The sequence below is a fragment of the Microbacterium sp. Root61 genome (assembly GCF_001427525.1).
GTDB lineage: Bacteria > Actinomycetota > Actinomycetes > Actinomycetales > Microbacteriaceae > Microbacterium.
In genome coordinates this window covers 420,867-447,426 of record NZ_LMGU01000002.1, presented here as the reverse complement: position 1 = coordinate 447,426, position 26,560 = coordinate 420,867, and the positions used below count along the sequence as shown (strand labels likewise).

Genomic DNA, 26,560 nt, shown 5'->3' with positions numbered 1-26,560 from the left:
CGCCGCCGGAGCGGCCTATGGGGTCTTGGCGGATCAGCCTTCGACGATGACCTCGACGGCCGGGGCGGCCGCCTCAGCGGTCTCCTCGACGACGGGCTCGAGCGACAGCTTGCCGCGGTCGTCGATCTTCGTGATCTTCACGAGGATCTTCTGACCGACGTTGAGCACGTCTTCGACGTTCTCGACGCGCTTGCCACCGGCGAGCTTGCGGACCTCGCTGACGTGCAGCAGTCCGTCCTTGCCGGGCAGCAGCGAGATGAACGCACCGAAGGCGGCGATCTTGACGACCGTGCCCAGGAACTGCTCGCCGATCTCGGGGTTGGTCGGGTTCGCGATCGCGTTGACCTGGGCGCGTGCGGCTTCCGCCGACGGGCCATCGGTCGCGCCGATGTAGACGGTGCCGTCCTCCTCGATGGAGATCTGCGCGCCGGTCTCATCCTGGATCGCGTTGATCGTCTTGCCCTTGGGGCCGATCAGCTCGCCGATCTTGTCGACCGGGATCTGGACGCTGATCACGCGGGGCGCGGTCGGTGCCATCTCGTCGGGCGCGTCGATCGCGGCGTTGAGCACGCCGAGGATCGTCTGACGGGCGTCGTGAGCCTGCTGGAGCGCGGCGGTCAGCACCGAGGTGGGGATGCCGTCGAGCTTGGTGTCCAGCTGGATCGCGGTGACGAACTCACTGGTACCGGCGACCTTGAAGTCCATGTCACCGAGGGCGTCCTCGGCACCGAGGATGTCGGTCAGGGCGGCGTACCGCGTCTGTCCGTCGACCTCGTCCGAGACCAGGCCCATGGCGATACCGGCGACGGGTGCGCGCAGCGGCACACCGGCGTTCAGCAGCGACAGGGTCGAGGCGCAGACCGAGCCCATCGACGTCGAGCCGTTGGAGCCGAGAGCCTCGGACACCTGACGGATCGCGTACGGGAACTCCTCGCGGCTCGGCAGCACCGGCACGAGGGCGCGCTCGGCCAGGAAGCCGTGCCCGATCTCGCGACGCTTGGGGCTGCCCACGCGACCGGTCTCACCGGTCGAGTACGGCGGGAAGTTGTAGTGGTGCATGTACCGCTTGTGCGTGACAGGCGACAGCGAGTCGATCTGCTGCTCCATCTTGAGCATGTTCAGCGTGGTGACACCCAGGATCTGGGTCTCGCCGCGCTGGAAGATCGCCGAGCCGTGCACGCGCGGGATGACCTGCACCTCTGCGTCCAGCGGGCGGATGTCGGCCAGGCCGCGACCGTCCATACGAACACCCTCGGCGAGGATGCGGCCGCGGACGATGACCTTGGTGACGGACTTGTACGCCGCAGAGAACTCGTTCGCCGCGGAGGCCGGCAGTGCGCCGGACTCGATCGCTGCGAGGAGCTCCGCCTTGACGGCGTCCTTCACGATGTCGTCGGCGTCCTGACGCTCGACCTTGTCGGCGATCTGGTAGACCGGGACGAGCTTGTCGTAAGCGCGGCCCGCGACGAAGTCGTAGGTCTCCTGGCTGTACGGCAGGAAGACCGGGAACTCCTTGATCGGCTTCGCCGCCGTGTTGGCGACGACGTTCTGCGCGGCGACGAGCTGCTTGATGAACGGCTTCGAGGCCTCGAGGCCCTCGGCGACGACCTGCTCGTTCGGCTTGACGGCGCCGGCCTTGATGAGGTTCCAGCTGCCTTCGGTGGCTTCAGCCTCGACCATCATGATCGCGACATCTTCCTTGCCGTCGGCGTCCGTGACGACACGGCCCGCGACGATGAGGTCGAAGACGGCCTCCTCGAGCTGCGTGACGGTCGGGAACGCGATCCACTGGTCGGCGTGCTCGCCGTGACCGGGGATGAGCGCGAGGCGCACACCGGCGATCGGGCCGGAGAACGGCAGACCGGAGATCTGGGTCGACAGCGAAGCCGCGTTGATCGCGAGCGCGTCGTAGAACTCGCCGGGAGCGATCGAGAGGACCGTGATGACGATCTGGACCTCGTTGCGCAGGCCGTCGACGAACGACGGGCGCAGCGGACGGTCGATCAGACGGCAGACCAGGATGGCCTCGGTCGAGGGACGGCCTTCACGACGGAAGAACGAGCCGGGGATCTTTCCTGCTGCGTACGAACGCTCTTCGACGTCGACGGTCAGCGGGAAGAAGTCGAAGCCTTCACGCGGGTGCTTGCCGGCGCTGGTGGCCGACAGGAGCATCGTCTCCTCATCGAGGTAGGCGGCGACGGCTCCCTGTGCCTGCTGGGCGAGGCGTCCGGTTTCGAACCGGACCGTGCGGGTGCCGAAGCGTCCGTTGTCGAGGACTGCTTCGGCGGCGGTGATTTCAGGACCTTCCAAGAGGTCTCTCCTTCTTTGTTTAGGCTCGCGCGTCCGTATGACGAGCGAGCTTTTCGCGAAGGAGCAGGAACAGGCAGATATGGGCGTGCGCGAACGAATCGCGATAGCCGCATGCGCTGGCCACCAGTAGAAATCCACCGTTCCCGGACACATGATCCGGATCGGGAGACCACCACAGGGGACCAGCATCCTGCCGGCCTGCTCCGTGAGCTCAGTTTTGAGTTGAGCGGATGCCACGGGGGCAACCTGTCCGAGCCTACCAGCACACCCCTGCGCTATCGCTGGTATGGGAAGCGCAGGGGTGTCTAGGCTGGGGTCATGAGCACCGAAGAAAAGCCGGAAGCCACGGCATCCGATGAAATGAAGCGCAAGTTCAAGGAGGCGCTCGACAAGAAGAACGCGAAGCACCGCGACGGCGAGGCGCATCTGGACGGAGATTCCGCCGTGCACCAGACGCAGGGCCCCGCCAGCGTCAAGCGGGAGTTCCGCCGCAAGAGCGGCTGAACGCGCACCCTCCACGTTGAATCGCCCACCGCACTGCGCGGTGGGCGATTCGCCGTTTCGGGCTACGCCTCGGCGTGATGACGCGTCTCCCGCGGTCGCAGCAGCACATAGCCGTCGTGCTTGGCCGATCGCCCGTCACCCGCCGCACGCCCAGCCATCCGCCGCAGCACCCACGGCAGCGCGTGACCGCGCAACCAGGCGACGGCGGTGGGCTGCACCCCCGGGTCCTCGTCTTCGGTGTGCAGCGCGGCATCCAACTCCCCCAGGGCCTCCGCATCCGGCACCCCGAGCAGTTCCGCCGCCCGGTAGGCGAGGAAGCGGTGGCCGATGGTGCGCAGGTGCACGCGATCGTCTGCCCACATGTCCGGCGCGCCGAGCGCGGGGAGCGCCTCGACGTCCAGCAGGAGCGATCCGGTCTCCTCGGCCACGCGCCGCAGCTCCGACGCGAACGCCGCGAACTTCGCCGCCAGCAGCACCCGCGCGGCGGGTCGTCGCGGAAGGAACGGCGTCACCAGCAGGACGTCGCAGCCGACGTTCCGCAGCTTCCGCACACCGCCCTCGAGGCTCCGGGCGAGTGCGACCGGGTTCGCGCCGATCCGCACCAGGTCGTTCGCGCCGATCAGCACCGACACGAGGTCCGGGGCGAGTGCGAGCGCCGCGGGGATCTGGTCCTCCAGGACGTCGCGGACCCGTCGACTGCGGACAGCCAGGTTCGCGTAGCGGAAGCGTCCGCGACCGGCGTGCGCGAGCAGCAGCGCGAGCCGGTCCGCCCATCCGCGGTACTGGCCGTCCGGCACCCGCGAAGAGTCGCACAGCCCCTCCGTGATCGAGTCGCCGAGGGCGATGTACCGCGTCCAGCGCGGGCGACCCGCCACCGATGCCGGTGCCGGTGGCGCCGCGGGCCTGGTCGCCGCACGCGCGAGGAGGGCGTCGTCGATGGGGCGCAGCATCCGCGCCTCTTCGTAGTGGCCGATGAGCTGGCGGCACAGCGCCTCCCAGGTGCGGTCGCGCACCGCCTCTCGCGCCGCGGCGCCGAACGACCGGCGCTTCGCCTCGTCGCCCGCGAGGTCCGCGACACGCGCCCGCAGATCGGCCAGATCGCCCGGTTCGTACAGCCATCCGTCGATGCTGCTGCGAACGAGGTCGAGCGGACCGCCGCGCCCGGTCGCCACCACCGGAACTCCGCTCGCGTGCGCCTCCTGCACGGTCTGGCAGAACGTCTCGCTCTCCCCGGGATGCACGAACACGTCGAAGCTCGCGAGCGCCTCGGCGAGCGCGTCGCCGCCGAGGAACCCGGTGAACACGGCATCCGGCAGGAGCGCCTGCAGCCGCGCCCGCTCGGGACCGTCGCCCACGATCACGAGGCGGACGCCGGAAAGGCCGGTCAGCGCCCGGAGATCCTCGACCTGCTTCTCCGGTGCGAGGCGCCCGACGTAGCCCACCAGGGTCTCCCCCGGCGCGATCAGCTGCCGCCAGGCCGCACTGCGGCGTGCCGGGGTGAAGCGTGCCGTGTCCACGCCTCGCCCCCATGACCGCACCCGATCCACGCCGAGCGTCTCCAGCTGGCGCGCGGCGGCGCGGGAGGGAGCGAGCGTCAGCGTGGCACGACGGTGCAGGCGTGCCACATGACCGGAGACGAGCGGCCCCATGCCGGGCACGCCGTACTTCTCGGCATAGGCCGCGACATCGGTCTGGTACACCGCGACGGAGGGGACTCCCAGCGCATCGGCGGCGGTCACACCCTGCCAGCCGAGGACGAACGGCGACGCGAGGTGCACCACGTCCGGTGCGAAGTCGCGGAGCGTGCGGGTGAGATGCGCCGTGCGGGCGACGGCGACGCGCACCTCCGGGTAGGACGGCAGCGGCACCGAGCGCAGAAGGCTGGTGCGCGCGCCGTGCACATCGGCGGCGGCCGATGAGGAGGCGGCTCCGGGAGCGATCACGAGCGCCTCGTGCCCCTCGCGTTCGAGATGCCGCAGAACCTGCAGCACGGACCCGGTGACGCCGTTCATGTGCGGGAGGAAGGACTCGGCCAGCAGCGCGACTCTCATGCGTCCAGAGTGACGGTGCCGCGGCATCCGTCCGGCCCGAACCGCGCCCTCGCGACGAACGTTCACCGGATGCTCCGCCGCCCGTCACCGCCGCGTCTCCGGCGCGACCGGGCACGGCAGGGATGCTGGCTGCGGACATGATCGACGACGCCCTCGCCGCGCTCACCGGGAGCGCCGCCGCGCTTCCGGTGCTGTTCGCGCTGGTGCTCGGCGATGCGTTCCTGGTCGTCATCCCGGGCGAGACCGCCGTCACGGCGTACGCAGCCCTGGCCGTCGTGCACGGCGAACCGCCGCTCGTCGCCGTCATCGCCGTCGCCGCTGCCGCCGCGCTGTGCGGTGACCTCGCCTGCTACCTGATCGGGCGGCGCACCGGCCTGGAGCGCTGGGGATGGATGCGGCGCCCCGGCGTGGTCGCCGCCTTCGGGTGGGCCGACCGCCGGTTGCAGCACAGCACCGCCACAGTGCTGTTCAGCGCCCGGTTCATCCCGTTCGGGCGGCTGGCGGTGAACCTGTCGGCCGGCGCGGCGCGACTCCCGCTGCGGCGCTATCTGCCGTTCGCGGGCGCGGCGGCGCTGGTCTGGGCCGTGTACCAGTCCTTCATCGGCGCGGCCATCGCGCGCCTGCTGCCCGATGCGCCCGCACTCGCGGTGATCGTCTCGATCCTCGTCGCGCTCACCATGGGCGTCGGCCTCGACGTCGTGCTGGCGCGGAGGTGGCGCCGCGCCAGGCCATGGCGCGGGGTCGCACGCCGGTGGCAGGGTGGAGCCATGGCGAGCCCGACCGATGGACCCCTCGGCTACGACCCCGGCTTCCTGGGGCCGGACGTGCCGCTGCCGGTTGCGCTCGGCGGTCGTCCGCAGCGCACTCTGGACTACCTGCACTTCTCCGTGGTGCTCGATGTGCGTCGCCGCCTCGCCTGCGTGACGGGTGTGAACATCGACGGCGAGGTGCTGCGCGACCCGGCGCGCACCGGGGAATGGCACTTCGACCCGCGTGTACCCGAGGAGGACCAGGCCGGGCCGGCGATCTATGCCGCGAACGACCTGGACCGTGGACACCTCGTGCGCCGTCGGGATCCGGGATGGGGTACGGATGCCGTAGCCGTGGCGGCGACGGAGCAGACCTTCGCGTACCCGAACGCGGCCCCGCAGGCGTCCGACTTCAATCAGTCCACGGAGCTCTGGCTGGGGTTGGAGGATCACGTGCTGCACTACGCCGACGCGCAGCGCCTGCGTCTGGCCGTGTTCACCGCGCCCGTCCTCGCCGCCGACGATCCGCCGTACCGCGGCATCCAGGTGCCGCGACGGTTCTGGAAGGTAGCGGCGTGGAACGCGGATGGCGTGCTGGCCGCCGCCGGCTTCGTGCTGGACCAGTCCGAGCTGATCGATGTCACCGTCGACCAGGCGGTCGCGGTGCCGCCGCTCGGCGGGTTCCGCACGTTCCAGGTGCCGCTCGTCGAGATCGAGACCCTCGCGGCCGTCGATCTCGGGCCGCTGGTGGCGGCCGACGTCACCGCCGCCCACGCGGTGCAGCCCGGATCCGGATGGATCCGGCTGCGCCGCGCGAGCGAGATCCGCCTCACCCGCTGAGGCGGACCTGGTACCTCGCGCGAGCGGCTACTCCCCCGCGAGGCCACCCAGCAAGTGGCCGAACGAGCGGCCCTCGCCGAGATAGTGCGCCGGGTCGAACTCATCGATCGCGACGGTCGGCTGCTGACGCGCGATCGCGTCGGCCAGCTCGCGCGCACCGCGGTCGATGCGGTTACCCAGGGGGGCGACCTGGTCGGCGCTGCCGCCCCAGTCGCTGGACGCGGCGAACACGCCGGTCGGCACGGGCTCGGCGTGCAGGTAGGTGAACAGCGGGCGGATCGCGTAGTCGATCGCCAGCGAGTGACGCGCGGTCCCGGCGTTGGCACCGAGCAGCACGGGCTTGCCGGTGAGCGCGTCCGGATCGAGCACGTCGATGAACGACTTGAACAGTCCCGAGTAGCTCGTCGAGAAGATCGGTGTCACGGCGATGATGGCGTCGGAGGAGACGACCGCGTTGATCATCGTCTCCAGCGGCGCCGGTGCGAAGCCGGTGAGCAGGTTGTTGACGACGTCGTGCGCGTAGTCGCGCAGCTCGAACACGTCGACCTCGGCCTCGATGCCCTGCTCCGCGAGGTCGCGGACGGTGGCCGCGGCCAGCCGGTCGGCCAGCAGCCGCGTCGAGGACGGATTGGACAGGCCCGCGGAGACGACCGCGATGCGACGGACGGTCATCTCAGACCCCCGTCCGGGTCGCGGCCGACCCGAAGGCCGAGCCGGGCTTGCGCGCCTCGACCGCGTCGGTGTCCTGGTACGGCGAGCCGCCGGTGACGTTGTCGCCGCGGTTCGCGTTCGGGCGCGGCTGACGAACCTCGCCTTCGCCGTACTTGGCGGCGACGAGATTCGCGTGGGTCGGGGCATCCGGCACCTCGGCGGGACGGTTCTTCGCGAGCTCCTTGCGGAGCACCGGCACGACCTCGCCACCGAGGATGTCGAGTTGCTCGAGCACGGTCTTCAGCGGGAGTCCGGCGTGGTCGATGAGGAACAGCTGGCGCTGGTAGTCGCCGTACAGGTCGCGCATACCGGCGTAGCGGTCGATGACCTGCTGCGGCGAGCCCACCGTGAGCGGGGTCATCTCGCTGAAGTCCTCGAGCGACGGGCCGTGCCCGTAGACGGGCGCGTTGTCGAAGTACGGGCGGAACCGGCGCACCGCCTCTTGCGAGCTGGCGTTCATGAACACCTGTCCGCCGAGACCGACGATCGCCTGCTCGGGCGTGCCGTGGCCGTAGTGCGCGTAGCGCTGGCGGTACAGCGAGATGAGGCGCTGGTAGTGCTCGGTCGGCCAGAAGATGTTGTTGGCGAAGAATCCGTCGCCGTAGTACGCGGCCTGCTCGGCGATCTCCGGGGTGCGGATCGAGCCGTGCCAGACGAACGGGGGCACGTCATCCAGCGGGCGCGGGGTCGAGGTGAAGCCCTGCAGCGGCGTGCGGAACTTGCCCTCCCAGTCCACGACGTCCTCGCGCCACAGACGACGCAGCAGCGCGTAGTTCTCGATCGCGAGGGGCAGTCCCTGGCGGATGTCCTTGCCGAACCAGGGGTAGACCGGGCCGGTGTTGCCGCGACCGAGCATCAGGTCGGTGCGGCCGTCCGAGACGTGCTGCAGCATCGCGAAGTCCTCGGCGATCTTCACCGGGTCGTTCGTCGTGATCAGCGTCGTCGCCGTCGACAGCAGCAGGCGCTCGGTCTGCCCGGCGATGGCGGCGAGGGTCGTGGTCGGCGACGAGGACCAGAACGGCGGGTTGTGGTGCTCGCCGAGCGCGAAGACGTCCAGGCCCACCTCTTCGGCGTGCTTGGCCAAGGTGATGGTGTTGCGGATCTTCTCCGCTTCACTGGGCGTCTGGCCCGTCGTCGGATCCGCGGTGATGTCGCTCACCGTGAAGATTCCGAACTGCATTCCCGGCCACGTGCTGGTGTCGTTCACGATCTCTCTCCGCTTTCATGCCCGTGGCGTTCTGCGCCGTGGGCGATTTCCATGCAAATGAATGTATCTCGTGTAACGCCTCTCCCGCCAGGGTATTCCCGGGACCGAAATCGGGGCGACTCAGTCCGTCGCGTAGAGATGCACGAGGTCGCGGGCGAGCTGGTTCGGCGCGGTCTCGCACGGGGCATGCCCGGTGGGATACAGCGCCAATTGGGCGCCGATGGACTGCGCATACGCCTCATGCATCGCGGTGGGCCACAGGTCGCGCTCGCCGACGGCGATGAGCTTGGGCACATCGACCGTGGCGATCTGCTCGACGATGTCGGGCATCGTCATCATGAGCCCGACGACGTCGTCGATGCAGGAGCGCGGAGTCGTGGCGAGGCGTTCGCGCACGAAGGCGATGCGACCGGGCGGCGTGCGATTGAGGTTGTACCGGATGCCCCACAGGATCAGCCCCGCGGCGCGGTGCGGCTCCATGTCGGAGATGGGCCCGATGTGCTTGACGCCGCGGAAGACCTGGCCGGTCGCGGCCGGCGCGGACATGAGCGTGAGGCTGCGGAACAGGTCCGGGCGCTCCACCAGGGCGAGCTGGGCGACCAGCGCGGCGAAGCTGTAGCCGAGCACATGCGCCGGTCCGCCGTCCTCGAGGATCGCGACGAGGTCATCGATGTAGAGCCGGTAGTCGTAGTGCTCGCGGGGTGGGACGAGCCGATGCGGCCCGGCATCCACCGATTCGTAGTGGCCGGAGATGTCGAACGCCTCGACGCGGAACCCGGCTTCGGCCAGCAGCGGCAGGAGCAGGACGAAATCCTCTTTCGATCCCGCGACGCCCGGCATCAGGATGACGCGGGGGGCCGTCGGGTCCCCGAAGCGCACGCGGGCGAGCTCTCCGCTCGGCGCGGCGAACCGATCACGCTCAGTGCCGGGCGGAAAGACGTGCCAGTCGATGTCGGGAATCTCGCTGTCGCGCGCCTGGGCCTCATCGATGATCGTCATACCTCACCTCGAGGCACGACATTACCGGTCGGGGAGACCCGCGAGCTCGTCCGCGCGCGGCGCGTACTCGATGTGGCCGCCGTCCGCGTCGAAGACCTCGACGGGCTGCCGCGGAGACCACTGCTCCCAGCCAGGGTCTCCGCCGACGATGAACCGCACCCAGGCCCCGTGCATGGCGTCGGCGAGCGCTTGCGGTGCGTCCGCGCCGCCGAGGGCGATCGAGTCCGGGGCATCGACGCGATCGAAGACGAAGCCGAGCTCCATCGCGTGCGCGGCTCCCAGCCCGTCGACGGGACTCGGCCAACGGAACTCGTAGACCCAGGTGGGCGCAGCGGTTCCGACGCGGCTGTCGGCGAATCGCGTGATCGGGGCCCGCAGCAGCATGTCGGTCACGACCTCGCCCAGGATCTCGCCGGGCTTCGCGTCCGGCCGTCGGCGCCGATGGGCGGCGATCACCGTGCGCGGCACCCGGGCGGCGAGCCGCGCGAGGGTGAGCTGGGTCTTGGTGATCTTCTCGGTCGCCCCCGACGGGATGAACCAGAGCCGGTACTCCTCGGTCGTGGCACCGATCAGGACCGGGATGTCGCGACCCGCGCCCGCACGGAGCGCTGCGAGCGGGTCCACCGGTGCAGCCTCCCCCTCGATGACGATCGCCACGGTCGGCCCGCCACCCAGCGGCGAACCTCCGGCGGAGATCGCCGTCTGCGCCGCCACCAGCGTCGCGGGCTCGGCCGCGGCGAACGCCTCCCTGGTCGCGCCGATGCCCAGCCGCTTGGCGATGGCCCGCGACATCCGTCCGGCCTTCTTCACCGGCTGACCGCTCATCGGACCGCTCTGCAGAATCGCCTGGTCGAACAGCTCCTTGGCCTGCGGCAGCGCCAGCAGCGCTGTGAGCGTGTTGGCCCCGGCCGATTGGCCCATGACGGTGACCCGCGCGGGGTCGCCGCCGAACGCGGCGATCTCGCGGCGCACCCAGCGCAGCGCAGCCTCCTGGTCGAGCACGCCGAGGTTCGCGGGCGCACCGTCGATCACCGCGAAGCCCTCCTGCCCGAGCCGATAGGCGATCGAGACGTAGACGATGCCGTGCCGCGCGAAGGGCTCGCCGTCGTAGCCGTCCAGCGCCGGCGTACCGCGCGTGAGCGCCCCGCCGTGCACCCACACGACCACCGGCAGCGGACCGGAGCGCTCGGCGGGCCTCCACACGTTCACGGTGAGGATGTCATCGCCGTCGATCTGCACCGAGGGGAGGTACTTCTCCAGTCCCCCGCCGTACGGCATCTGCGGTGCCGTCGCGCCGAACTGCGAGGCATCCCGCACCCCGTCCCAGGCGGCGGGCGGCACCGGGCGCGCGTAGCGCAGGGCGCCGAACGGCGGTGCCGCATACGGGATGCCGAGGAACCTGTCGATCCCGTTCGCGGAGGTGCCCTGCACAGTGCCGGACCCGATCGTCGTCTGCGGCGCCTCAGCCATGGATTCATCCCTTCGCGCCGCGGCAGTGCGGCAGTACTCAGACTCACGTGCGGTGGCACTCGGTGTCAATCCCTCACGGTGTCGCCGAGACGGCCGGTACCGTTGAGGGGATGAGTGACACTAATGACGCCGCGCCCGTGACGGCCCCCATCGCCACGGGGCCGCGTCGACGTGTGCCGTTCTGGGACAACGCCCGGTTCGCGTGCATCGTCCTGGTGGTGTTGGGACACGCCACGCAGCGCCTCACCTACGACTCGGATGCCGCACTCGGCCTGTACCTCGTCGTCTACGCCTTCCACATGCCCGCCTTCGCCATCATCAGCGGCTACTTCTCGAAGTCCGCTCCCCCCTCACGCCGCCAGATGGCGCGGGTCCTCACGGACATCATCGTGCCGTACGTCATCTTCGAGGGGCTGTGGGCCGTGACCACCTGGCTCGTCGAGGGCCAGATGAACCCGAATCTGACCAAGCCGTCCTGGACGCTGTGGTTCCTGCTCGCGCTCGGGATCTTCCGGCTCGTGCTGCCCTACCTCGCCCTGCTGCGCTGGCCGCTGGCGTGGACGATCGTCATCTCGATCGGCGCCGGGTACCTGCCCAACCTCGACAACACCTTCTCCCTCGCCCGCACGCTGGGCCTGCTCCCGTTCTTCGCGCTCGGATGGTGGCTGCGCGATCGCGACGTCGTGGATAGGCTCCGGCTGCTCCGCCGCCCGTGGTGGGCGGTCGTCGCCGCCGTCGCAGCGTTCGCGGTCGCCGGCGCGGTCGCGTGGTTCGGGATCGACCTCTGGCGGGCCGTGGACCTGCGCACGTGGCTCTTCTACGACGAGTCCTACGCCGACCTCGGCGGCACCCAGTGGTGGGCCGGCGGCGTGCGACTGGCGCTGATGGGGATCGCGCTCGTGCTGTCTGCGGCGTTCTTCGTCCTGGTCCCCCGTCGCGGCCAATGGTGGACGCATTTCGGGCAGTACACGATGTACGTCTACCTGCTGCACTCGTTCGTGCTGTATCCGTTCCGCGAGTCCGGTGTGCTCCGCGGCCTCGAACCGGCGTGGGTGTGGCTGCCGATCATGATCGTGGCGTCGGTGCTGATCGCGCTGGGTCTGGCGACCCGCCGCGTGCGGCGCCTCTTTCGCCCGCTCGTCGAGCCGCGCCCCGGCTGGCTGTTCGCCGATCCGACGCTGGCCGGCCGCGAAGGCCGTCGTTCGGACCCCACGGGTTCACGACGTCCACGGGAGGAGGAGCGGATGCCGCGGCATCCCGATCCGCTCCAGAACGGCTGAGACGGGGTCGGGCGCGGTCAGGCGAACAGCCCCGCGCCGACGTACGATCCGGCGGACGCGCCGGGCGGGACCGCCCAGATCCCCGAGCCGACGTGGCGGATGTACTCGTTCATCATGTCGGACGACAGCGCCCGCTGCAGGGTGATGAAGTGCGCCGGGTCCCGTTGGTACGACAGGAAGAAGAGTCCTGCCGCGAGGCGTCCCAGATCGTTGTTGCCGTCGACATAGTTGTAGCCGCGGCGCAGGATCCGCACGCCGGAGTTCTCGTCCGGATGCGCGAGCCTGACGTGACTCACCGCCGAGATCGACGGGACGCCCGCGGCATCCTTCGCCTCGAAATCGGGAGCGGTGAACTCGTCGCCGCCGGAGAGAGGAGCCCCCTCGGACTTGGAGCGCCCGATGATCGTCTGCTGCTCGGCGAGGCGCACGCGGTCCCACGATTCGATGAGCATCGCGATCTTGCGCGCCACCAGGTACGAGCCGCCGGTCATCCACGCGGGCTGATCGGAGGCGCCGACCCACACATGGTCCTTCAGCGCGGCCGTGTCGTCGGCGAGGATGTTCGCGGTGCCGTCCTTGAATCCGAACAGGTTGCGCGGCGTCGCCTGCGCCGAGGCCGTCTTGGAGGTGCGGCCGAAGCCGAGTTGCGACCAGCGGATGCGGGCCCGCCCGAACGCGATGCGGGTCAGGTTGCGGATCGCGTGCACCGCGACCTGCGGGTCATCGGCGCACACCTGGATCGCGAGGTCTCCCCCGCCGGCATCCGGGTTCAGATCGTCGCCGAGGAACGCGGGCAGCTTCTCCAGCCCCGCCGGGCGACGCGATGCGATGCCGTAGCGGTCGCCGTCCGCATTCTCGAACAGCGTCGGGCCGAAGCCGAACGTGATCGTCAGGGCACTGGCCGGAAGGCCGAACGCCTCCCCGGTGTCGTCCGGCGGCGCCTCCGGCGAGCCGTTCATCGCGCCGGAGACGCTGACATCCAGTCCCTGTGTGATGCGCGACGCCGCGTACGACCAGTCCTGCAGCAGCGACTCGAGGTCCTCCCGCGTGGTGCGGGCCATCATGTCGAACGCCGCGAAGTGCAGATGGTCCTGGACCGGCGTGGTGATGCCCGACTGGTGCGCTCCGAAGAACGGGTGGACGGATGCCTCGGCCTCCGCCGCTGCCGCCGACCGGCCGATCGCGATCCCGCCGGCGATCCCGGCCCCCGCACCGACCGCGAGCCCTGCGGCGCCGGCGCCGACGAGACCGAGCATCCCGCGACGGCTGACGCCCTGCGGTGCATCGGTGTTCGTCGGAAGGTCGGTCATGTCAGTTCAGGATCGTGGCGGTCAGCTGCGAGAGCGGCTCGGCGAGCGCGTTGATGCGGTCGGTCAGGGCGCGCTTGTCGTCTTCGGTGAGCTCGCGGTAGTTGACGAATCCGTCGACCAGCGAGCCGTGCTGCGCGAGGGTCTCCTCGAGTGCCGCGTAGCCGCCGTCGATCTCGCCGACGAGCCCCACCGCATCCGTGCCCTTGGACGCCGCGAAGTCGCGCACGAGCGAGAACGCCATCTTGGACCCCTCGACGTTCGCCGCGAAGTCCCACAGGTCGGTGCCCGACCACCAGTCCTCCTCGCCGGTGATCTTGCCCGTCGCGACCTCGTCCAGCAGCGCGATCGCGCCGTTGCTGAGGCCGCCCACGCCCTGGGCGTTCAGGGTGTCCTGGAAGTCGGCGGAGTGCACGTAGTCGTACAGCTCCTGCACGTCCGCGATCAGCTGGTCACCGAACGCCGCGCGCTCCTCGGGCGTCGACGGCGCCCAGTCCTGCCAGGCAGGCGTTTCGGCGTCGGCGTTGAGGGCGTCCTGCGCGGGCACCCAGAGGTCCTTCTCGATCCGGTGGAACCCGGTCCAGTCCAAGCCCTCGGCGACGGCGTCGACCTCGCGGTAGTCGATGCGCGGGTCGAGGTCGCCGAGCGCCTCGGCGACGGGCTCGATGCGCTCGTAGTAGGCGCGCACCTGCGGGAAGGCGGCCTGCGCGGCCGCGTCATCCCCGGTCTCGTACGCGTCGACGAACTCCTGCACAGCGGGAACGAGCTGTGCGACCTGATCCTTAACGAAAGCCGCGTAGAGGTCGACGGCCTGCTGCTTGAGCTCCGCATCCGGTCCGTCGATCGCCACGGCGTCGCCGGAGACGCTGAAGCCGGCCTTGCCGACGCCCTCGCCGATCATGCCGGGCTTGCAGATCGTGAAGTACTCCCCCGGCTGCACGACCGCGGTGAGGGTGCGGCTGGCGCCGGGCGCGATGTTCTCGACTTCGCCGGCGATGCGCAGGCCGTCCTCGGCCAGCAGGTAGAACTCGGTCACCTGCGTGCCGGTGTTCTGCACCTCGAACGCGAGCGTGCCGCTGGTGGCGGTGGCCGAGGAGACCTCGCAGGTCGTGTCCGTGGACGTGACGCTCAGGGCCCCGCCATCGGCGACATCCGCCTTGGCGACACAGCCGCTGAGGGCGAACGCCGTGCCGGCGACCGCGACGGCCGCGATAAGAGTGCGTGCGATGGTCATGCTGCTCCTTGGGATGGGGACAGGGGCGAAGTGGTGGGGTGTGCGGACGCGGTGTCGGCTTCGACGGATGCCGCGGCGGCGGTCGGCTCCGGGCTCGCGTTGTCTGCGGCGGGACGCGGGGCGGGGCGACGCAGCGCACCGCGCAGGAAGATGCCGCCCACGATGGCGATGTAGAGGACCCAGGCGATGACCTGCAGCCACGTCATCGCCGGCATGAATCCGACGGTGGCCTGCAGGATGACGGCGAGAGGCTCGCCCGGCGGCAGCGCGGCGGTGATGTCGAACGCCCAGCCGAAGGGGAAGGCCGACCAGCCCGCGGCCACCGCGCCCGTGGCGGCATCGATCGGCGCGGCGGCGGTGAACGGCCCCGGTAGGGCGCCGGCCTCCTGCAGATCGTGGATCGCGTACGCGAGCACACCCGCGGCGACGACGACGAGGAAGGCGCCGGTCCACGTGAAGAACACGCGCAGGTTAAGTCGCAGCATCCCGCGTGCCAGCAACCAGCCGGCGATGATCGCGGTCGCGATGCCGAGCAGGGCGCCGAGGAGGGCCGCCGGAGCGTCGCCGAAGGACTGCACCATCGACCACAGCAGCAGGGTCGTCTCGATGCCCTCACGGGCCACGGAGACGAATCCGATGAAGACCAGTCCGAACAGCGTGCCGGTGGCCAGCGCACGGTCGATCCCGCCTTCGAGCGTGGCCTTGAGCGAGCGCGAGGCCTTCTGCATCCAGAAGATCATCCAGGTGACCATGGCCACCGCGACGAGCGACAGCGAACCACCGATCAACTCCTGCGCCTGGAACGTCAGGGAGTATGCACCGAACGTGAGCACGGCCCCGATCGCGAGCGCGAGCGCCGCGGCCAGTCCGATGCCGATCCACAGGCGCGGCAGCACATCGCGTCGCCCGATCCGCCCGAGATACGCGACGAGGATCCCGACGACCAGCGCGGCCTCGAGGCCTTCGCGAAGGCCGATCAGGAAGGTGGCGAGCACGAGTCAGTACCTTCGTTCGAGAGCTGAGGGGGATGCGAGGATGCCACGTCGTCGACCGACGAATCAGGTTAGGCAAACCTTACGAAGGGCAACCTTAGACCTGGATCGCCATCGACGCAAAACCCACCGCCGCGGTGTCGCCCGCGCGGCTGAAACGGTAATCGACGGCAACAAACCAGCGGATGCCGCGGGGCCGGACATAACCTCGGTGCCATGTCCGACGCCACTCTCCCGATCCTCGACCTCTCCCGCCTGGATGACGGCCCCGAGGCCGCCGCGGCCTTCCGCGCCGACCTCCGGGCCGCCACACACGATGTCGGGTTCTTCTACCTGACCGGCACCGGCATCACTCCGGAGCTGGAAGGTCGACTGCATCGTGCCGCGCGCGACTTCTTCGCGCTCCCCGAGGGGGACAAGCTCGCGATCGAGAACGTGACGAGCCCGCACTTCCGCGGCTACACGCGCGTGGGCGGCGAGCGCACGCAGGGCCAGGTCGACTGGCGCGAGCAGATCGACATCGGCCCGGAGCGCGCCGCGATCGACGCCCCGGACGCGCCAGACTACGCGCGCCTGATCGGACCCAATCTGTGGCCCGAGGCGCAGCCCGAGCTGCGCGAGGTCGTCTCGGAGTGGCACGACCATCTCTCCGGCGTGGCGCGCAAGCTCCTGCGGGCCTGGGCCCTGTCGCTCGGCGCCGAGGAGACGTACTTCGACGAGCACTTCGGCGAACCGTCGACGCTCATCAAGATCGTCCGCTACCCCGGCAAGGACGACCCGACCCCGCAGCAAGGGGTCGGCGCGCACAAGGACTCCGGCGTCCTCACGCTGCTATGGGTCGAGCCAGGCAAGGGCGGACTGCAGGTGCAGCGCGACGGCGAGTGGGTGGATGCCCCCGCCGTGCCCGGCGCGTTCGTGGTCAACATCGGCGAACTGCTCGAGTACGCGACCCAGGGCTACCTGATCGCGACCAACCACCGTGTCGTGTCGCCGAAGTACCCGGACGACCGCATCTCGGTCCCGTTCTTCTTCAACCCGGCGCTGGACCAGCGACTGCCGATCATCGAACTCCCGGCCGAACTCGCCGCCCAGGCGAAGGGAGTGACCGCGGACCCGAACAATCCGATCCACGCCCTCTACGGCGAGAACGCCCTGAAGTCCCGCCTGCGCGCGCATCCCGATGTCGCCGAGATCCACCACGCCGATCTCGTCGCCGCCCGCGCTGCGGCATCCTGACCTTCGCGACCGCACTCCTTCAACGAGACTGCAACCGAGCCTCGAGACCGTGGGTATCACCCGCAGTCTCGAGGCTCCGTTGCAGTCTCGACGTGGGGGGGGGCGGGCGACCGCAAACCCGCAGAGGGCAAAACGAAGGGCCGTCCCACACCTGGGACGGCCCTTCGAGAAGACGATTGAACGCTGAGTCGCGCTAGCGGCGGAGCCCCAGGCGCTCGATCAACGACCGGTAACGGTTGATGTCGACGTCCTGGAGGTAGCCGAGCAGACGGCGGCGCTGACCGACCATCAGGAACAAGCCACGACGCGAGTGGTGGTCGTGCTTGTGCTCCTTCAGGTGCTCTGTGAGGTCTTTGATGCGCTGCGTCAGCATCGCGACCTGCACCTCGGGGGATCCGGTGTCACCGGGGTGCGTCGCGTACTCTTCGATGATCGCCTTCTTAGCGTCAAATTCGAGTGGCATAGATGGGATCCCCTTCCTGGTCATTGCGCGGCGCCCGGCACCTGATGTGCGAGCTCTCTTTATCCGCGGCCGATCGAACGGCAACCTGAAGAGTCTACCAGCCAGTGAGACCCGAGGCGAACCGCGTCATTCGAGCAGCTAGCCTGATCGGATGCCTCCTCTGCCCTTGTTCGCCCCGTGATGGCGAGACTGCGGCGCGATCACTTCATCGACCTCCGCCCACTGACCACCAGCCCGGCGTTCCGGCGGCTCTGGATCGGATCGACGCTGGCCGGCCTCGGCGGCCAGCTGACGATCGTCGCGATCATGCTCCACGTGTACGAGCTGACGAACGACACCTTCGCCGTGTCGATGGTCGCCGTCGCCGGGCTGCTCCCGATGATCGTGGCCGGACTGTACGGAGGGATGCTCGCAGACGCCTTCGACCGACGGACCGTGGCGCTGATCGCGGCAACCGTCACCTGGGGTTCCACCCTGCTCCTGGCTGTGCTCGCGTGGGGCCACCTCGAGACGGTGTGGTGGCTGTACGCCCTGAGCGTGGTCAACTCCGCGGCCAACTCCATCGTGATGGCGACGCGGGCGGCGATCACGCCCCGGCTGATCCCGCGCGATCAGCTTCCCGCCGCCGCCGCGCTGCAGGGCATCACGATGGGGATCATGGTGATGGTCGGTCCGGCCGCCGCCGGCATCCTGGTGGCTCTCACCGGCTACCAGTGGACCTACACGATCGATGTCGTGCTGATGCTGTCGCTGTTCTTCGGACTGTGGAAGCTGCCCCGCATCCTCCCCGAAGGGGAGACCGTGCGTCCCGGCATCCGTTCCCTCGTGGACGGATGGCAGTTCCTGCGTCGCGCGAAGAACATCCGCCTGCAGTACCTGCTGGACATCGTCGCGATGACCTTCGGCAACCCCCTCGCCCTTTTCCCCGCGATCGGAGCGGTGCTGCTGGGCGGAGGGCCGATCACCACCGGCATCCTCACCGCGGCTGTGGCCGTGGGCGCGTTCTGCTCGAGCCTGTTCTCCGGGCCCGTCGGACGAGTGCGCCACCACGGGCTCGGGATCGAGCGCGCGATCCTCGTCTACGGTGGCGCGATCGCCGCCTTCGGACTCGTGCTGCTCGCAGCGCAGTTCGGGGTCGCGGCACCCGCGGCGGTCGACGCCAACAATCCGAACACAACCCTGATCGTGCTCGCGGCCGCGATGCTGGCGATCAGCGGAGCCGCCGACAACATCAGCGCCATCTACCGCAGCACGATGATGCAGTCGGCCGTGCCCGACGCGATGCGCGGCCGGCTGCAGGGCATCTTCATCGTGGTCGTCGCCGGGGGCCCGCGCATCGGCGCGCTCTACGTCGGCGTGCTCGCGACCTTCACGAGCCTGTGGTTCCCGCCGCTGCTGGGCGGATTCATCGTCATCGGCCTCGTGGCGCTGCTGGTCTCCCGCAATCCGCGCTTCCGCGCGTACGACGCCGAGAACCCCGTCCCCTGAGGCGTTCGGACTCCCACGTTCCAGCGGGTTTCGGACGAGGCATCCGGATGCCGCCATCAGCGTCGCACCCCGGGCTTAGAGTCGCACCGTGACCGACACTCCCCGCAGTCCGAGCCAGGCATCCGTCGTGGTGCAGTTCGTGCTGTGCGGCATCGTGTGGGGCTCGAGCTTCCTGTTCATGAAGGTCGGGCTCGAGGGCCTCAGCCCCGCGCAGGTGGCGTGGTCGCGGCTGCTGCTGGGCGCGCTCACCCTCGGCCTGTTCGTGCTCGCCCGCCGCGAGACACTCCCCCGCAGCCTGCGAGTATGGGGCCACATGCTCGTACTCGGGGTGAGCTTCTGCGTCGCCCCTTTCCTGCTGTTCGCGTGGGCGCAACAGCACGTGACATCGGGCCTGGGCAGCATCTACAACGCGACGACGCCGATCATGACCGCGATCATGGCCGGGCTGGTGTTCCGCGTGGAGAAGCTGCGCCCGATCCAGCTGCTCGGCATCCTGGTCGGCATCCTGGGTGTGATGGTCATCATCGCGCCGTGGCAGGGTCTCGACCTCGCTCAGAGCGTGCCGGCGCAGCTCGCGATGCTCGGCGCGACCGCCTGCTACGGGTTCAGCCTCTCGTATATGCGCCGCTTCGTGTCGAACACCGGCATGAGCGCTCTGGTGTTCTCGTTCCTGAACATCGGACTCGGTGCCGCCGTGATGCTGCTGCTGACGCCGGTGCTCGTCATCGAGCCCGTCGAGCTCAGCGTGCCGGTGGTGCTCGCCGTGCTGGCGCTGGGCTGCCTCGGCACGGGCGTCGCGTACATCTGGAACCAGAACGCCCTACGGGCGTGGGGACCGACGCGCGCCTCCACCGTGACGTATCTGACCCCGATCGTCGGGGTGGCTCTGGGCATGATCGTGCTCGGCGAGCCGCTCAGCTGGAACGAGCCCGTCGGCGCGCTGGTCGTCTTCGCAGGCATCCTGCTCGCGCAGAACCGCCTGCGGATACGCAGAAGGGACCGCGCTGCCGAAGCAGCCGGCCCCTCCCCCGCGGACTCGCTCAGGCCGCCTGCAGAGCGCCCTGCAGGTCGAGCGTGATCGTGACGTCCTTGCCGACGAGCACGCCACCGGTCTCGAGCGCGGCGTTCCAGACCAGGCCGAAGTCCTCACGGTTGATGACGGTCTTGGCCGACGCACCGGCCTTGTAGTTGCCGTAGGGGTCGTTGCCGAACCCACCGAAGTCGAACTCGAACGTGACGGGCTTGGTCGTGCCGCGGATGGTCAGGTCGCCGTCGACGAGGAAGTCGCCGCCCTCGATGCGCACACCGGTCGAGACGAAGTCGATCGTGGGGTGGTTCTCGACGTCGAAGAAGTCGCCCGAGCGGAGGTGCGCGTCGCGGCCCTCGTCCTTGGTGTCGAGCGTGGTCGCGTCGACGTGCGCCTCGACCTTGGCCTCGAGCGGGTTCTCCGGGGCGATGAGGGTCGCACTCTTCATGCCGAACGCGCCACGGACCTTCGAGATCATCATGTGGCGGACGCTGAAGCCCACCTCGCTGTGCGAAGCGTCCAGCACCCAGGTGCCGGGCTTGTAGCCGGGAATGTCGATCGCGTTCGTGGTCATGCGTGTCCTCCAGGAATAGTCGGCCGGCGGGTGCGGCCGTGCAGAGGTGGTAACCACCGATGCGCAGTGATCTATTCCCATGAATGGAAATTTTCTTCGGCGTGAACGAAGAGAGGGACGGATGCCGGAGCATCCGTCCCTCTCGGGTCTGGTGTGTCCTACGCGACGTCGACGAGGTCGATGACGAAGATCAGGGTCTTGCCGCCGAGGAAGTGACCACCGGCGGGGCCGTAGGCCAGGTGCGGCGGGATCGTCAGCTCGCGGCGTCCGCCGACCTTCATCGCCGGGATACCGTCCTGCCATCCCTGGATGAGGCCGCGCAGCGGGAACTGGATGCTCTCGCCGCGGTTCCAGGACGAGTCGAACTCTTCGCCGGTCTCGTATTCGACGCCCACGTAGTGGACCGTCACGGTGTCGCCGGGCTTCGCTTCCTTGCCGTCGCCCACGATCAGATCGCGGATGACGAGCTCGGTGGGAGCGGCGCCTTCGGGCGCGTCGATTTCGGGCTTGGTGCGGTCATCAGTCATGAGTCCATCCAACCGGAGCACGGGGCACGGGTCAACGTGAGGGCGCGGCGGTCAGGGTCTTGACAGGGTGCGGGGCCCGTGGGCATGCTGACAGCAGACCAACTCAGCGCTCGGTTGACACGCAGGCATCGCCGCGGCACCGAGCGCTGAGTTCTGGGTCGGACGCTATCTCGCGAACAGCACGGCGCGTGCGGCGGCGGTGCGGGTGAGCAGGACCGCTTCGTCTTCGGCGGCCGCCGGATCACGACCCGACAGGGAGCGCTGCCGCGCGGCGGCGAGCCCCGTGGCGTCCGCGATGAAGCCCTTCATGACCGCGCGTCGGTCGCCCGGGAGCGAGCGCGCCCACGCCATCGCCGCGCGGCGCCCCTGCCCGGTGGCGAGCATCTCGACCTCTTGCACGGTGAACCACCCGGCGGCGGCGTAGTCGGCCAACCGCACCCTGGTGAGACGGGCCTCTTCCCGGCGCAACGCGATGACCCCGAGGATGAACAGGATGAACAACGGGATCTGCAGCGTCACGTACAACGCGAAGAAGTCGAAGAACACCGCGGACGCATTCCACAGCGCGTGCAGCAGCATCGCGCCGAGCATCCCGACGATCCAGTAGCCCACGGCGTTGCGGGGGGCCAGCCCGCGCCGCGCCGCCAGCCCGAGCGCGAAGCCGGTGACGCTCGTGAACATGACGTGCGCGAAGGGCGAGAGGATGCCGCGCACGAAGAAGGTCACTGTGGTCTGCTCCACACCGCCCTCGATGAGGCTGACGGCGAAGTACTGGATGTTCTCGGTGAAGGCGAACCCCGCACCCACGAGCGCGCCGTAGACCACGCCGTCGATCGGCCCGTCGAACGCGCGCCGCGCCGACGCGAAGATGACGAACACTCCGAGGCCCTTCGCGAGCTCTTCGACGATCGGCGCCTGGATGACGGAGGCGAAGGCCTCACCGGCGACCGAGTCATTCGCTCCCCAGACCAGCGAGAGGAGCATGTCGACGCCGAGCGTGAGGCCGACGGCGACGATCGCCCCCCAGGCCACGGCCATGATGACGAGGCTGCGCGGCTCGGGCTCCCACTTGTCGACCAGACGGACGGCGATGAGCACGACGGCGAGCGGGATCAGCGCGAGGATCATGCCGATGATCGACGCGGCCGGACCGATGGCGTCGAGGAAGTACCCCACCAGCGCCACCAGGACGAGCACCAGCACGCCGATCACCCAGATCGACGCCGTGCGCCCCTTCCGCGGCGGGACGGGCAGCGACGAGATCGTGTCCGCAGCGGTGGCGATCGGGGCGCCGGCGCCCGGATGCGGCTGCGAGAGCGGCGAGGGGAAGGTCATGACGCTCAGCCTAGGAGTGCACGGGTCGCGACGCCCAAGTCGCCGCCGCCAGGTAGCGTTGAGGGATGCGCTTCGCCCACCTCATCCAGACCGAGGCCGACGAGCCACGCCTTGCCCTCATCGACGGCGACGAGGCCGTGATGGTCGAGCATCTGTTCGCCGGCGCTCCTCGATTCCTCGAGGAGCTCATCGCGGGCGGTGCAGAGCTGCTCCAGCGCGTGCGGGATACCGCTCCCGGTGCCCCGAGGCATCCGCTGGCCGGCATGAGGTTCGCCTCGGCACTGCTGACGCCGCCGGCCGTGATCGCGATCGGCCTGAACTACGCCGCACACTCCAGCGAGCTGGGCCTCAAGACGGACACGGCACCCACCGTCTTCACGCTGTGGCCGAACTCGCTCGCCGGACACGACGGCACGACCTCGTGGCCGCGACGCCTGAGCGAATCGGTCGACTACGAGGCAGAGCTCGGCGTCATCATCGGCCCCGCCGCCAAGGACGTCACTGTCGAGGACGCTCTGGACCATGTGTGGGGCTACACCGTCGTCAACGACATCACCGCGCGCGACATCCAGTTCTCCGAGGCGCAGTGGTCGCGCTGCAAGTCGTTCGACGGGTTCACCCCGACCGGCCCGTTCGTCGTGACGGCGGATGAGGTGCCCGACCCGCAGGACCTGCACATCTGGACGATCGTGGACGGGCACACGGTGCAGGACGCCTCGACCGGGCAGATGGTCCGTTCGGTCGCCACGTTGGTCGCGCACCTGTCCAACTCGATCACCCTGCTGCCGGGCACGCTGATCTCCACCGGCAGCCCCGGCGGCGCCGGCTACTCCCGTGAGCCGCAGATCTTCCTGCGCGACCGCTCCACCGTCACGGTCGGCATCGACGGCATCGGCGAGCTGACGACGCACTGCCGCATCCTGGACTGAACACACCGAGGGCGACTTCAGCGCCGCTTCAGCGTGGATGAGCCACGATGGACGCATGCGAATCCTGGTCGTGGACGATGAGCCGCGCCTGGCCGATGGACTCAAACGGGGGCTCGAGGCCGAGGGGTTCGCCGTCGATGTCGCTCACACCGGCACCGACGGGCTCTGGCTCGCGCGTGAGCAGCAGTATGCGGCGATCCTGCTCGACATCATGCTCCCCGGTATGAGCGGCACGGTGGTGTGCCGCACTCTCCGCGCCGAGGAGAACTGGACGCCCGTGCTCATGCTCACCGCGAAGGACGGCGAGTGGGATCAGATCGAGGGCCTCGACACAGGTGCCGACGACTATCTCACCAAGCCCTTCTCGTTCGCCGTGCTCCTGGCACGGCTGCGAGCACTCATCCGCCGTGGAGCCGCCGCGCGCCCCGCGATCTTGTCCGTCGGCGACCTCATGCTCGATCCGGCGACTCGAGATGTGCGCCGCGGCGGCGATGCCATCGATCTCACCACCCGCGAGTTCGCCGTGCTGGAATTCTTGATGCGACGACCCGAGGAGGTCGTCTCGAAGGCCGAGATCCTCGACGGCGTCTGGGACTTCTCTTTCGACGGCGACCCGAACATCGTCGAGGTGTACATCGGACATCTCCGTTCCAAGATCGACCGGCCCTTCGGGCGCGACAGCATCCGTACGATCCGCGGCGCGGGATATCGGATCGGGGCGGACGGTGACTGACGCGTCGCGCGGACGCCGCCGCGCCGGCATCCGCGTTCGCATCACGGCGGTCGCCGCCTCGATCGTCGCTCTCGCCCTGGCGCTGGGCGCGGTCGGATTCTGGTTCGTCCTCCGGGGAGCGCTCTACGGCCAGTTGGAGTCAGAGACCGCGCGTGACGCGGCGACGTTCGCCGAGCAGGTCGACGCCGCCGGACCGGAGGCTCTGCTCGACGTCGACGACGACCGCTTCTGGCAGGTGATCGATCGCGACAGCGGTGCAGTCGTCGCGGCGAGCGATGCCGCCGAGGAAGTCGGCGCGATCGCCGACCGCGAAGGCGACGCTCCTTCGCTGGTGCTGCTCGATGACGAGGATCCCGCGTTCGTGACCGCGGTAGAGCGCGAAGGCGGCGACTGGATCATCGTGACCGGACGCAGCACCGAGGAGGTCGAGGCCGCACTCGGGACCGTGGGCACCCTGCTGGCGGTGTCGGTTCCGCTCATCATCGGGATCGTGGCCCTGACCACGTGGTTCGCGGTGGGGCGTTCGCTCGCGCCGGTCGAACGGATGCGGGCGCAGGTGGAGCGGATGTCGGCATCCGATCTTTCGCGCCGGATCATCGAGACCGAGACGCGCGATGAGATAGAACGGCTGGCGCACACGATGAACGGCTTGCTCGCACGACTGCAGGAGTCGCAGACCGCGCAGCGGCGCTTCATCTCCGATGCCTCGCATGAGTTGAAGTCGCCACTCGCCTCGCTGCGTCAGTACGCCGAAGTCTTCCGGGCGCACCCCGACCGCATCAGCCCGGCAGAACTCAGCGGCGCGGTTCTCGATGAAGGCGCCCGCCTCGAACGGCTCGTGCAGGCCATGCTCGTCCTGACCCGCGCTGATGAGGGCAGCCTTGCACTCTCGCGCGCGGACGTCGACCTCGACGACCTGCTGCTGGCCGAGGCTGCTCGGCTTCGCGCGGTGGGAACGGTGACGGTCGACACGGTCGGTGTCCATCCCGCGCGCGTCCGTGGCGACGTGTCGCTGCTGCGGCAGGCCACCCGCAACCTTGCCGACAACGCCGCACGGCATGCGCGCACGAGGGTCGTCTTCGGAGTGACGCAGGGCGCCTCGGGGGTGACTCTCATCATCGAAGACGACGGCGACGGGATAGCCGAGATCGATCGAGAGCGCGTCTTCGAGCGGTTCGTGCGACTGGATGAGGCGCGCGCCCGTGACACCGGTGGAAGCGGGCTCGGGCTCGCGATCGTGCGAGAGATCGTGCGCGCGCACGGTGGTGATGTGCAGGCGGATGCCGGGGCCTCCGGCGGCGCACGGTTCATCGTCTCGTTGCCGGCCTGAGCGAATCCATCCGGCTTCAGGCTGGCTTCAGACACCGCGAGGGAGGGTGGAGTCCTACCCAGGAGGACACCATGCGAAAGCTCATCTGGATCACCGCCGTCGCCGGGACCGTCGTACTGATCGGTGGCGGAACCGCCGCCGCGGTCGCCACGAGTGCCACCCCGACCCTGGCTTCATCGCCGTCGCCCGACGGCTCCGGCGCCGGCTCCGATGCCGGCGCGACGTCAGCACCGCCGACTGCCTCCGCCTCGGACATCGAGGCGGCGATTGCCGCGGCGCTCGCCGAAGCCGGCCCGGGCACCGTGACCGACGTCGACATCGACGACGACCTGTCCCATGTCTACGAGATCGACATCCACCGCGATGCAGGCGGATTCGTCGAGGTCAGGCTCGATCGCGGTCTGAACGTCGTGCGGGTGTCGACGGGCGATTCCGGTTCGGATGACGGCGACGACGACCGCGGCGACAGCCCGGACGACGACGTGGTGACGGACGGGGCCGCATACGATGCGGCTGCGGCGTCGGCCCTCGCCCACGTCGGCGCGGGGACGGTCGTTTCCGTCGAGTACAGCGACGACGATGACCACCTCTACGAGGTCGAGATCGACCTCGGCAACGGCGAAGACATCGACGTCGAGCTGAACGCGCAGTTCGCGGTCGTAGACGCGGATTGAAGCCCGCTCGCCCCGTGCCGGGCGGCAGCACGACGGCGACGGTCCCGCGGGTGCGGGGCCGTCGCCGTCGGTGTGTGACTCAGGAGGACGTGCAGGTCACCAGCACGCCGTTGATCTCGTGCGTGCCGGGGCCGAGCTCGAGGCACTGACGCGCCAGCTCGAGCGCAGCCGGCACCACGAATGCCAGCACGACGATCGCGACGATGATGCCGATCACGAACAGGATCGAACCGACGATGATCGCGGCGACGGCGGGGCCGTTCTTGTAGCCCGCCTTCTTGCTCTGCACGAGCGCGACGATGCCGAGGATCAGGCCGATCACGTTCGCGAAGATCGCGACGATCAGCGCGACGATGCCCAGCGTCTTGCCGGGGATGGTGGCGGGCGCGCCGCCGGCAGGAGCCGGCGGTGCGGCGTTGTACACCGGCGGTGCCGCGTTGTACGCGGGTGCGGCCTGCTGCGGGTCGACGGGCGGGGCCGCGGGATAGGCCGGCGGCGGCGTGTAGGCCGGCGGCTCGGTGTTCTCGGGGCCAGGCGGGTTCGTCATCGGGGCTCCTTAGGATGCGGCACGAGTTTCGTGCGCATCCGAA

General features: G+C 69.5%; 24 protein-coding genes. 10 read left to right on the top strand and 14 right to left on the bottom strand.

What is annotated here, in order from left to right:
• Positions 1 to 33: 33 nt before the first annotated feature.
• Entirely contained in the window at positions 34 to 2,310 is a 2,277-nt protein-coding gene (locus tag ASD65_RS18310) for a polyribonucleotide nucleotidyltransferase (protein WP_056226137.1), read from the bottom strand.
• Positions 2,311 to 2,628: 318 nt separating this feature from the next.
• Between ASD65_RS18310 and ASD65_RS18305 the strand changes: the two genes are divergently transcribed.
• Complete coding sequence (locus ASD65_RS18305) at positions 2,629 to 2,814, top strand: DUF5302 domain-containing protein (RefSeq protein ID WP_056226133.1); 186 nt, start codon at positions 2,629 to 2,631, stop codon at positions 2,812 to 2,814.
• A gap of 62 nt (positions 2,815 to 2,876) precedes the next feature.
• Here the strand turns inward: ASD65_RS18305 and ASD65_RS19430 are convergent, their stop codons facing one another.
• Entirely contained in the window at positions 2,877 to 4,865 is a 1,989-nt protein-coding gene (locus ASD65_RS19430) for a GDSL-type esterase/lipase family protein (protein WP_056226131.1), read from the bottom strand.
• Between the two features lie 137 nt (positions 4,866 to 5,002).
• Here ASD65_RS19430 and ASD65_RS19425 point away from each other — a divergent pair, with 137 nt between their 5' ends.
• Positions 5,003 to 6,454, top strand: a complete 1,452-nt coding sequence (locus tag ASD65_RS19425) for a DNA/RNA non-specific endonuclease (RefSeq protein WP_327042756.1) — start codon at positions 5,003 to 5,005, stop codon at positions 6,452 to 6,454.
• A gap of 27 nt (positions 6,455 to 6,481) precedes the next feature.
• Here the strand turns inward: ASD65_RS19425 and ASD65_RS18290 are convergent, their stop codons facing one another.
• From ASD65_RS18290 to ASD65_RS18275, 4 genes are all read right to left on the bottom strand, one after another.
• On the bottom strand, positions 6,482 to 7,126 hold the full coding sequence (locus tag ASD65_RS18290) for an FMN reductase (RefSeq protein WP_056226128.1): 645 nt from the start codon (positions 7,124 to 7,126) through the stop codon (positions 6,482 to 6,484).
• A 1-nt stretch (position 7,127) separates the two neighbouring features.
• On the bottom strand, positions 7,128 to 8,345 hold the full coding sequence (locus ASD65_RS18285) for an LLM class flavin-dependent oxidoreductase (protein ID WP_156378988.1): 1,218 nt from the start codon (positions 8,343 to 8,345) through the stop codon (positions 7,128 to 7,130).
• 147 nt (positions 8,346 to 8,492) lie between these two features.
• Entirely contained in the window at positions 8,493 to 9,371 is an 879-nt protein-coding gene (locus ASD65_RS18280; protein ID WP_056226122.1) for an alpha/beta fold hydrolase, read from the bottom strand.
• A gap of 21 nt (positions 9,372 to 9,392) precedes the next feature.
• Positions 9,393 to 10,841 (bottom strand): carboxylesterase/lipase family protein, encoded by a 1,449-nt coding sequence (locus ASD65_RS18275; protein WP_056226119.1) that lies wholly within the window; start codon positions 10,839 to 10,841, stop codon positions 9,393 to 9,395.
• A gap of 110 nt (positions 10,842 to 10,951) precedes the next feature.
• Here ASD65_RS18275 and ASD65_RS18270 point away from each other — a divergent pair, with 110 nt between their 5' ends.
• Positions 10,952 to 12,121 carry an acyltransferase family protein gene (locus tag ASD65_RS18270; protein WP_200948738.1) on the top strand — a complete coding sequence of 390 codons (1,170 nt, stop codon included), beginning with the start codon at positions 10,952 to 10,954 and terminating at the stop codon, positions 12,119 to 12,121.
• Between the two features lie 17 nt (positions 12,122 to 12,138).
• Here the strand turns inward: ASD65_RS18270 and efeB are convergent, their stop codons facing one another.
• The 3 genes from efeB to efeU are packed head-to-tail and all read right to left on the bottom strand — an operon-like array spanning position 12,139 to position 15,657.
• Positions 12,139 to 13,431 carry an iron uptake transporter deferrochelatase/peroxidase subunit gene (efeB, locus tag ASD65_RS18265; protein ID WP_056226116.1) on the bottom strand — a complete coding sequence of 431 codons (1,293 nt, stop codon included), beginning with the start codon at positions 13,429 to 13,431 and terminating at the stop codon, positions 12,139 to 12,141.
• 1 nt (position 13,432) lies between these two features.
• Positions 13,433 to 14,662, bottom strand: a complete 1,230-nt coding sequence (gene efeO, locus ASD65_RS18260) for an iron uptake system protein EfeO (RefSeq protein ID WP_056226113.1) — start codon at positions 14,660 to 14,662, stop codon at positions 13,433 to 13,435.
• Positions 14,659 to 15,657, bottom strand: coding sequence for an iron uptake transporter permease EfeU (gene efeU / locus ASD65_RS18255; RefSeq protein WP_056226110.1), 999 nt, complete (start codon positions 15,655 to 15,657; stop codon positions 14,659 to 14,661). Before efeU ends, efeO begins: the two co-directional genes overlap by 4 nt.
• A gap of 213 nt (positions 15,658 to 15,870) precedes the next feature.
• Here efeU and ASD65_RS18250 point away from each other — a divergent pair, with 213 nt between their 5' ends.
• Positions 15,871 to 16,890 carry an isopenicillin N synthase family dioxygenase gene (locus ASD65_RS18250; RefSeq protein WP_056226108.1) on the top strand — a complete coding sequence of 340 codons (1,020 nt, stop codon included), beginning with the start codon at positions 15,871 to 15,873 and terminating at the stop codon, positions 16,888 to 16,890.
• A 193-nt stretch (positions 16,891 to 17,083) separates the two neighbouring features.
• Here ASD65_RS18250 and rpsO read toward each other — a convergent pair whose 3' ends face one another.
• Positions 17,084 to 17,353, bottom strand: a complete 270-nt coding sequence (rpsO, locus tag ASD65_RS18245) for a 30S ribosomal protein S15 (RefSeq protein ID WP_056226103.1) — start codon at positions 17,351 to 17,353, stop codon at positions 17,084 to 17,086.
• Between the two features lie 180 nt (positions 17,354 to 17,533).
• Here rpsO and ASD65_RS18240 point away from each other — a divergent pair, with 180 nt between their 5' ends.
• Both ASD65_RS18240 and ASD65_RS18235 read left to right on the top strand, forming a co-directional pair.
• A complete protein-coding gene (locus ASD65_RS18240; protein ID WP_056226100.1) occupies positions 17,534 to 18,841 on the top strand; it encodes an MFS transporter in 1,308 nt (435 codons plus the stop codon).
• An 88-nt stretch (positions 18,842 to 18,929) separates the two neighbouring features.
• The gene (locus ASD65_RS18235) at positions 18,930 to 19,919 is read left to right on the top strand and encodes a DMT family transporter (RefSeq protein WP_056226097.1); all 990 of its coding nucleotides are present in this window, start codon (positions 18,930 to 18,932) and stop codon (positions 19,917 to 19,919) included.
• On the opposite strand, the gene ASD65_RS18230 is transcribed toward ASD65_RS18235, so the two are convergent.
• From ASD65_RS18230 to ASD65_RS18220, 3 genes are all read right to left on the bottom strand, one after another.
• On the bottom strand, positions 19,882 to 20,442 hold the full coding sequence (locus tag ASD65_RS18230) for a YceI family protein (protein WP_056226092.1): 561 nt from the start codon (positions 20,440 to 20,442) through the stop codon (positions 19,882 to 19,884). The two genes, ASD65_RS18235 and ASD65_RS18230, sit on opposite strands and share 38 nt — an antisense overlap.
• 158 nt (positions 20,443 to 20,600) lie before the next feature.
• Positions 20,601 to 20,969 (bottom strand): FKBP-type peptidyl-prolyl cis-trans isomerase, encoded by a 369-nt coding sequence (locus ASD65_RS18225; RefSeq protein ID WP_056226088.1) that lies wholly within the window; start codon positions 20,967 to 20,969, stop codon positions 20,601 to 20,603.
• A 165-nt stretch (positions 20,970 to 21,134) separates the two neighbouring features.
• Complete coding sequence (locus ASD65_RS18220; RefSeq protein ID WP_056226084.1) at positions 21,135 to 22,304, bottom strand: PrsW family intramembrane metalloprotease; 1,170 nt, start codon at positions 22,302 to 22,304, stop codon at positions 21,135 to 21,137.
• 65 nt (positions 22,305 to 22,369) lie between these two features.
• Between ASD65_RS18220 and ASD65_RS18215 the strand changes: the two genes are divergently transcribed.
• The 4 genes from ASD65_RS18215 (at position 22,370) to ASD65_RS18200 (ending at position 25,970) form a co-directional block, all read left to right on the top strand.
• Positions 22,370 to 23,233, top strand: coding sequence for a fumarylacetoacetate hydrolase family protein (locus tag ASD65_RS18215; RefSeq protein ID WP_056226081.1), 864 nt, complete (start codon positions 22,370 to 22,372; stop codon positions 23,231 to 23,233).
• 55 nt (positions 23,234 to 23,288) lie between these two features.
• Positions 23,289 to 23,966: a response regulator transcription factor gene (locus ASD65_RS18210; RefSeq protein WP_056226078.1), complete on the top strand. Its 678-nt coding sequence runs from the start codon at positions 23,289 to 23,291 to the stop codon at positions 23,964 to 23,966.
• Positions 23,959 to 25,296 carry a sensor histidine kinase gene (locus ASD65_RS18205; RefSeq protein WP_056226075.1) on the top strand — a complete coding sequence of 446 codons (1,338 nt, stop codon included), beginning with the start codon at positions 23,959 to 23,961 and terminating at the stop codon, positions 25,294 to 25,296. Before ASD65_RS18210 ends, ASD65_RS18205 begins: the two co-directional genes overlap by 8 nt.
• A gap of 71 nt (positions 25,297 to 25,367) precedes the next feature.
• The gene (locus tag ASD65_RS18200; protein WP_056226072.1) at positions 25,368 to 25,970 is read left to right on the top strand and encodes a PepSY domain-containing protein; all 603 of its coding nucleotides are present in this window, start codon (positions 25,368 to 25,370) and stop codon (positions 25,968 to 25,970) included.
• Between the two features lie 79 nt (positions 25,971 to 26,049).
• Here the strand turns inward: ASD65_RS18200 and ASD65_RS18195 are convergent, their stop codons facing one another.
• The gene (locus ASD65_RS18195; protein WP_056226069.1) at positions 26,050 to 26,517 is read right to left on the bottom strand and encodes a DUF4190 domain-containing protein; all 468 of its coding nucleotides are present in this window, start codon (positions 26,515 to 26,517) and stop codon (positions 26,050 to 26,052) included.
• Positions 26,518 to 26,560 lie beyond the last annotated feature (43 nt).

Excerpts from the sequence above, each read along its gene's own strand:
- ASD65_RS18305 (WP_056226133.1), top strand. The coding sequence starts at position 2,629 with ATGAGCACCGAAGAAAAGCCGGAAGCCACGGCATCCGATGAAATGAAG.
- ASD65_RS19430 (WP_056226131.1), bottom strand. The coding sequence starts at position 4,865 with ATGAGAGTCGCGCTGCTGGCCGAGTCCTTCCTCCCGCACATGAACGGC.
- ASD65_RS19425 (WP_327042756.1), top strand. The coding sequence starts at position 5,003 with ATGATCGACGACGCCCTCGCCGCGCTCACCGGGAGCGCCGCCGCGCTT.
- ASD65_RS18290 (WP_056226128.1), bottom strand. The coding sequence starts at position 7,126 with ATGACCGTCCGTCGCATCGCGGTCGTCTCCGCGGGCCTGTCCAATCCG.
- ASD65_RS18285 (WP_156378988.1), bottom strand. The coding sequence starts at position 8,345 with ATGCAGTTCGGAATCTTCACGGTGAGCGACATCACCGCGGATCCGACG.
- ASD65_RS18280 (WP_056226122.1), bottom strand. The coding sequence starts at position 9,371 with ATGACGATCATCGATGAGGCCCAGGCGCGCGACAGCGAGATTCCCGAC.
- ASD65_RS18275 (WP_056226119.1), bottom strand. The coding sequence starts at position 10,841 with ATGGCTGAGGCGCCGCAGACGACGATCGGGTCCGGCACTGTGCAGGGC.
- ASD65_RS18270 (WP_200948738.1), top strand. The coding sequence starts at position 10,952 with ATGAGTGACACTAATGACGCCGCGCCCGTGACGGCCCCCATCGCCACG.
- efeB (WP_056226116.1), bottom strand. The coding sequence starts at position 13,431 with ATGACCGACCTTCCGACGAACACCGATGCACCGCAGGGCGTCAGCCGT.
- efeO (WP_056226113.1), bottom strand. The coding sequence starts at position 14,662 with ATGACCATCGCACGCACTCTTATCGCGGCCGTCGCGGTCGCCGGCACG.
- ASD65_RS18250 (WP_056226108.1), top strand. The coding sequence starts at position 15,871 with ATGTCCGACGCCACTCTCCCGATCCTCGACCTCTCCCGCCTGGATGAC.
- rpsO (WP_056226103.1), bottom strand. The coding sequence starts at position 17,353 with ATGCCACTCGAATTTGACGCTAAGAAGGCGATCATCGAAGAGTACGCG.
- ASD65_RS18240 (WP_056226100.1), top strand. The coding sequence starts at position 17,534 with ATGGCGAGACTGCGGCGCGATCACTTCATCGACCTCCGCCCACTGACC.
- ASD65_RS18230 (WP_056226092.1), bottom strand. The coding sequence starts at position 20,442 with ATGACCACGAACGCGATCGACATTCCCGGCTACAAGCCCGGCACCTGG.
- ASD65_RS18225 (WP_056226088.1), bottom strand. The coding sequence starts at position 20,969 with ATGACTGATGACCGCACCAAGCCCGAAATCGACGCGCCCGAAGGCGCC.
- ASD65_RS18220 (WP_056226084.1), bottom strand. The coding sequence starts at position 22,304 with ATGACCTTCCCCTCGCCGCTCTCGCAGCCGCATCCGGGCGCCGGCGCC.
- ASD65_RS18215 (WP_056226081.1), top strand. The coding sequence starts at position 22,370 with ATGCGCTTCGCCCACCTCATCCAGACCGAGGCCGACGAGCCACGCCTT.
- ASD65_RS18210 (WP_056226078.1), top strand. The coding sequence starts at position 23,289 with ATGCGAATCCTGGTCGTGGACGATGAGCCGCGCCTGGCCGATGGACTC.
- ASD65_RS18200 (WP_056226072.1), top strand. The coding sequence starts at position 25,368 with ATGCGAAAGCTCATCTGGATCACCGCCGTCGCCGGGACCGTCGTACTG.
- ASD65_RS18195 (WP_056226069.1), bottom strand. The coding sequence starts at position 26,517 with ATGACGAACCCGCCTGGCCCCGAGAACACCGAGCCGCCGGCCTACACG.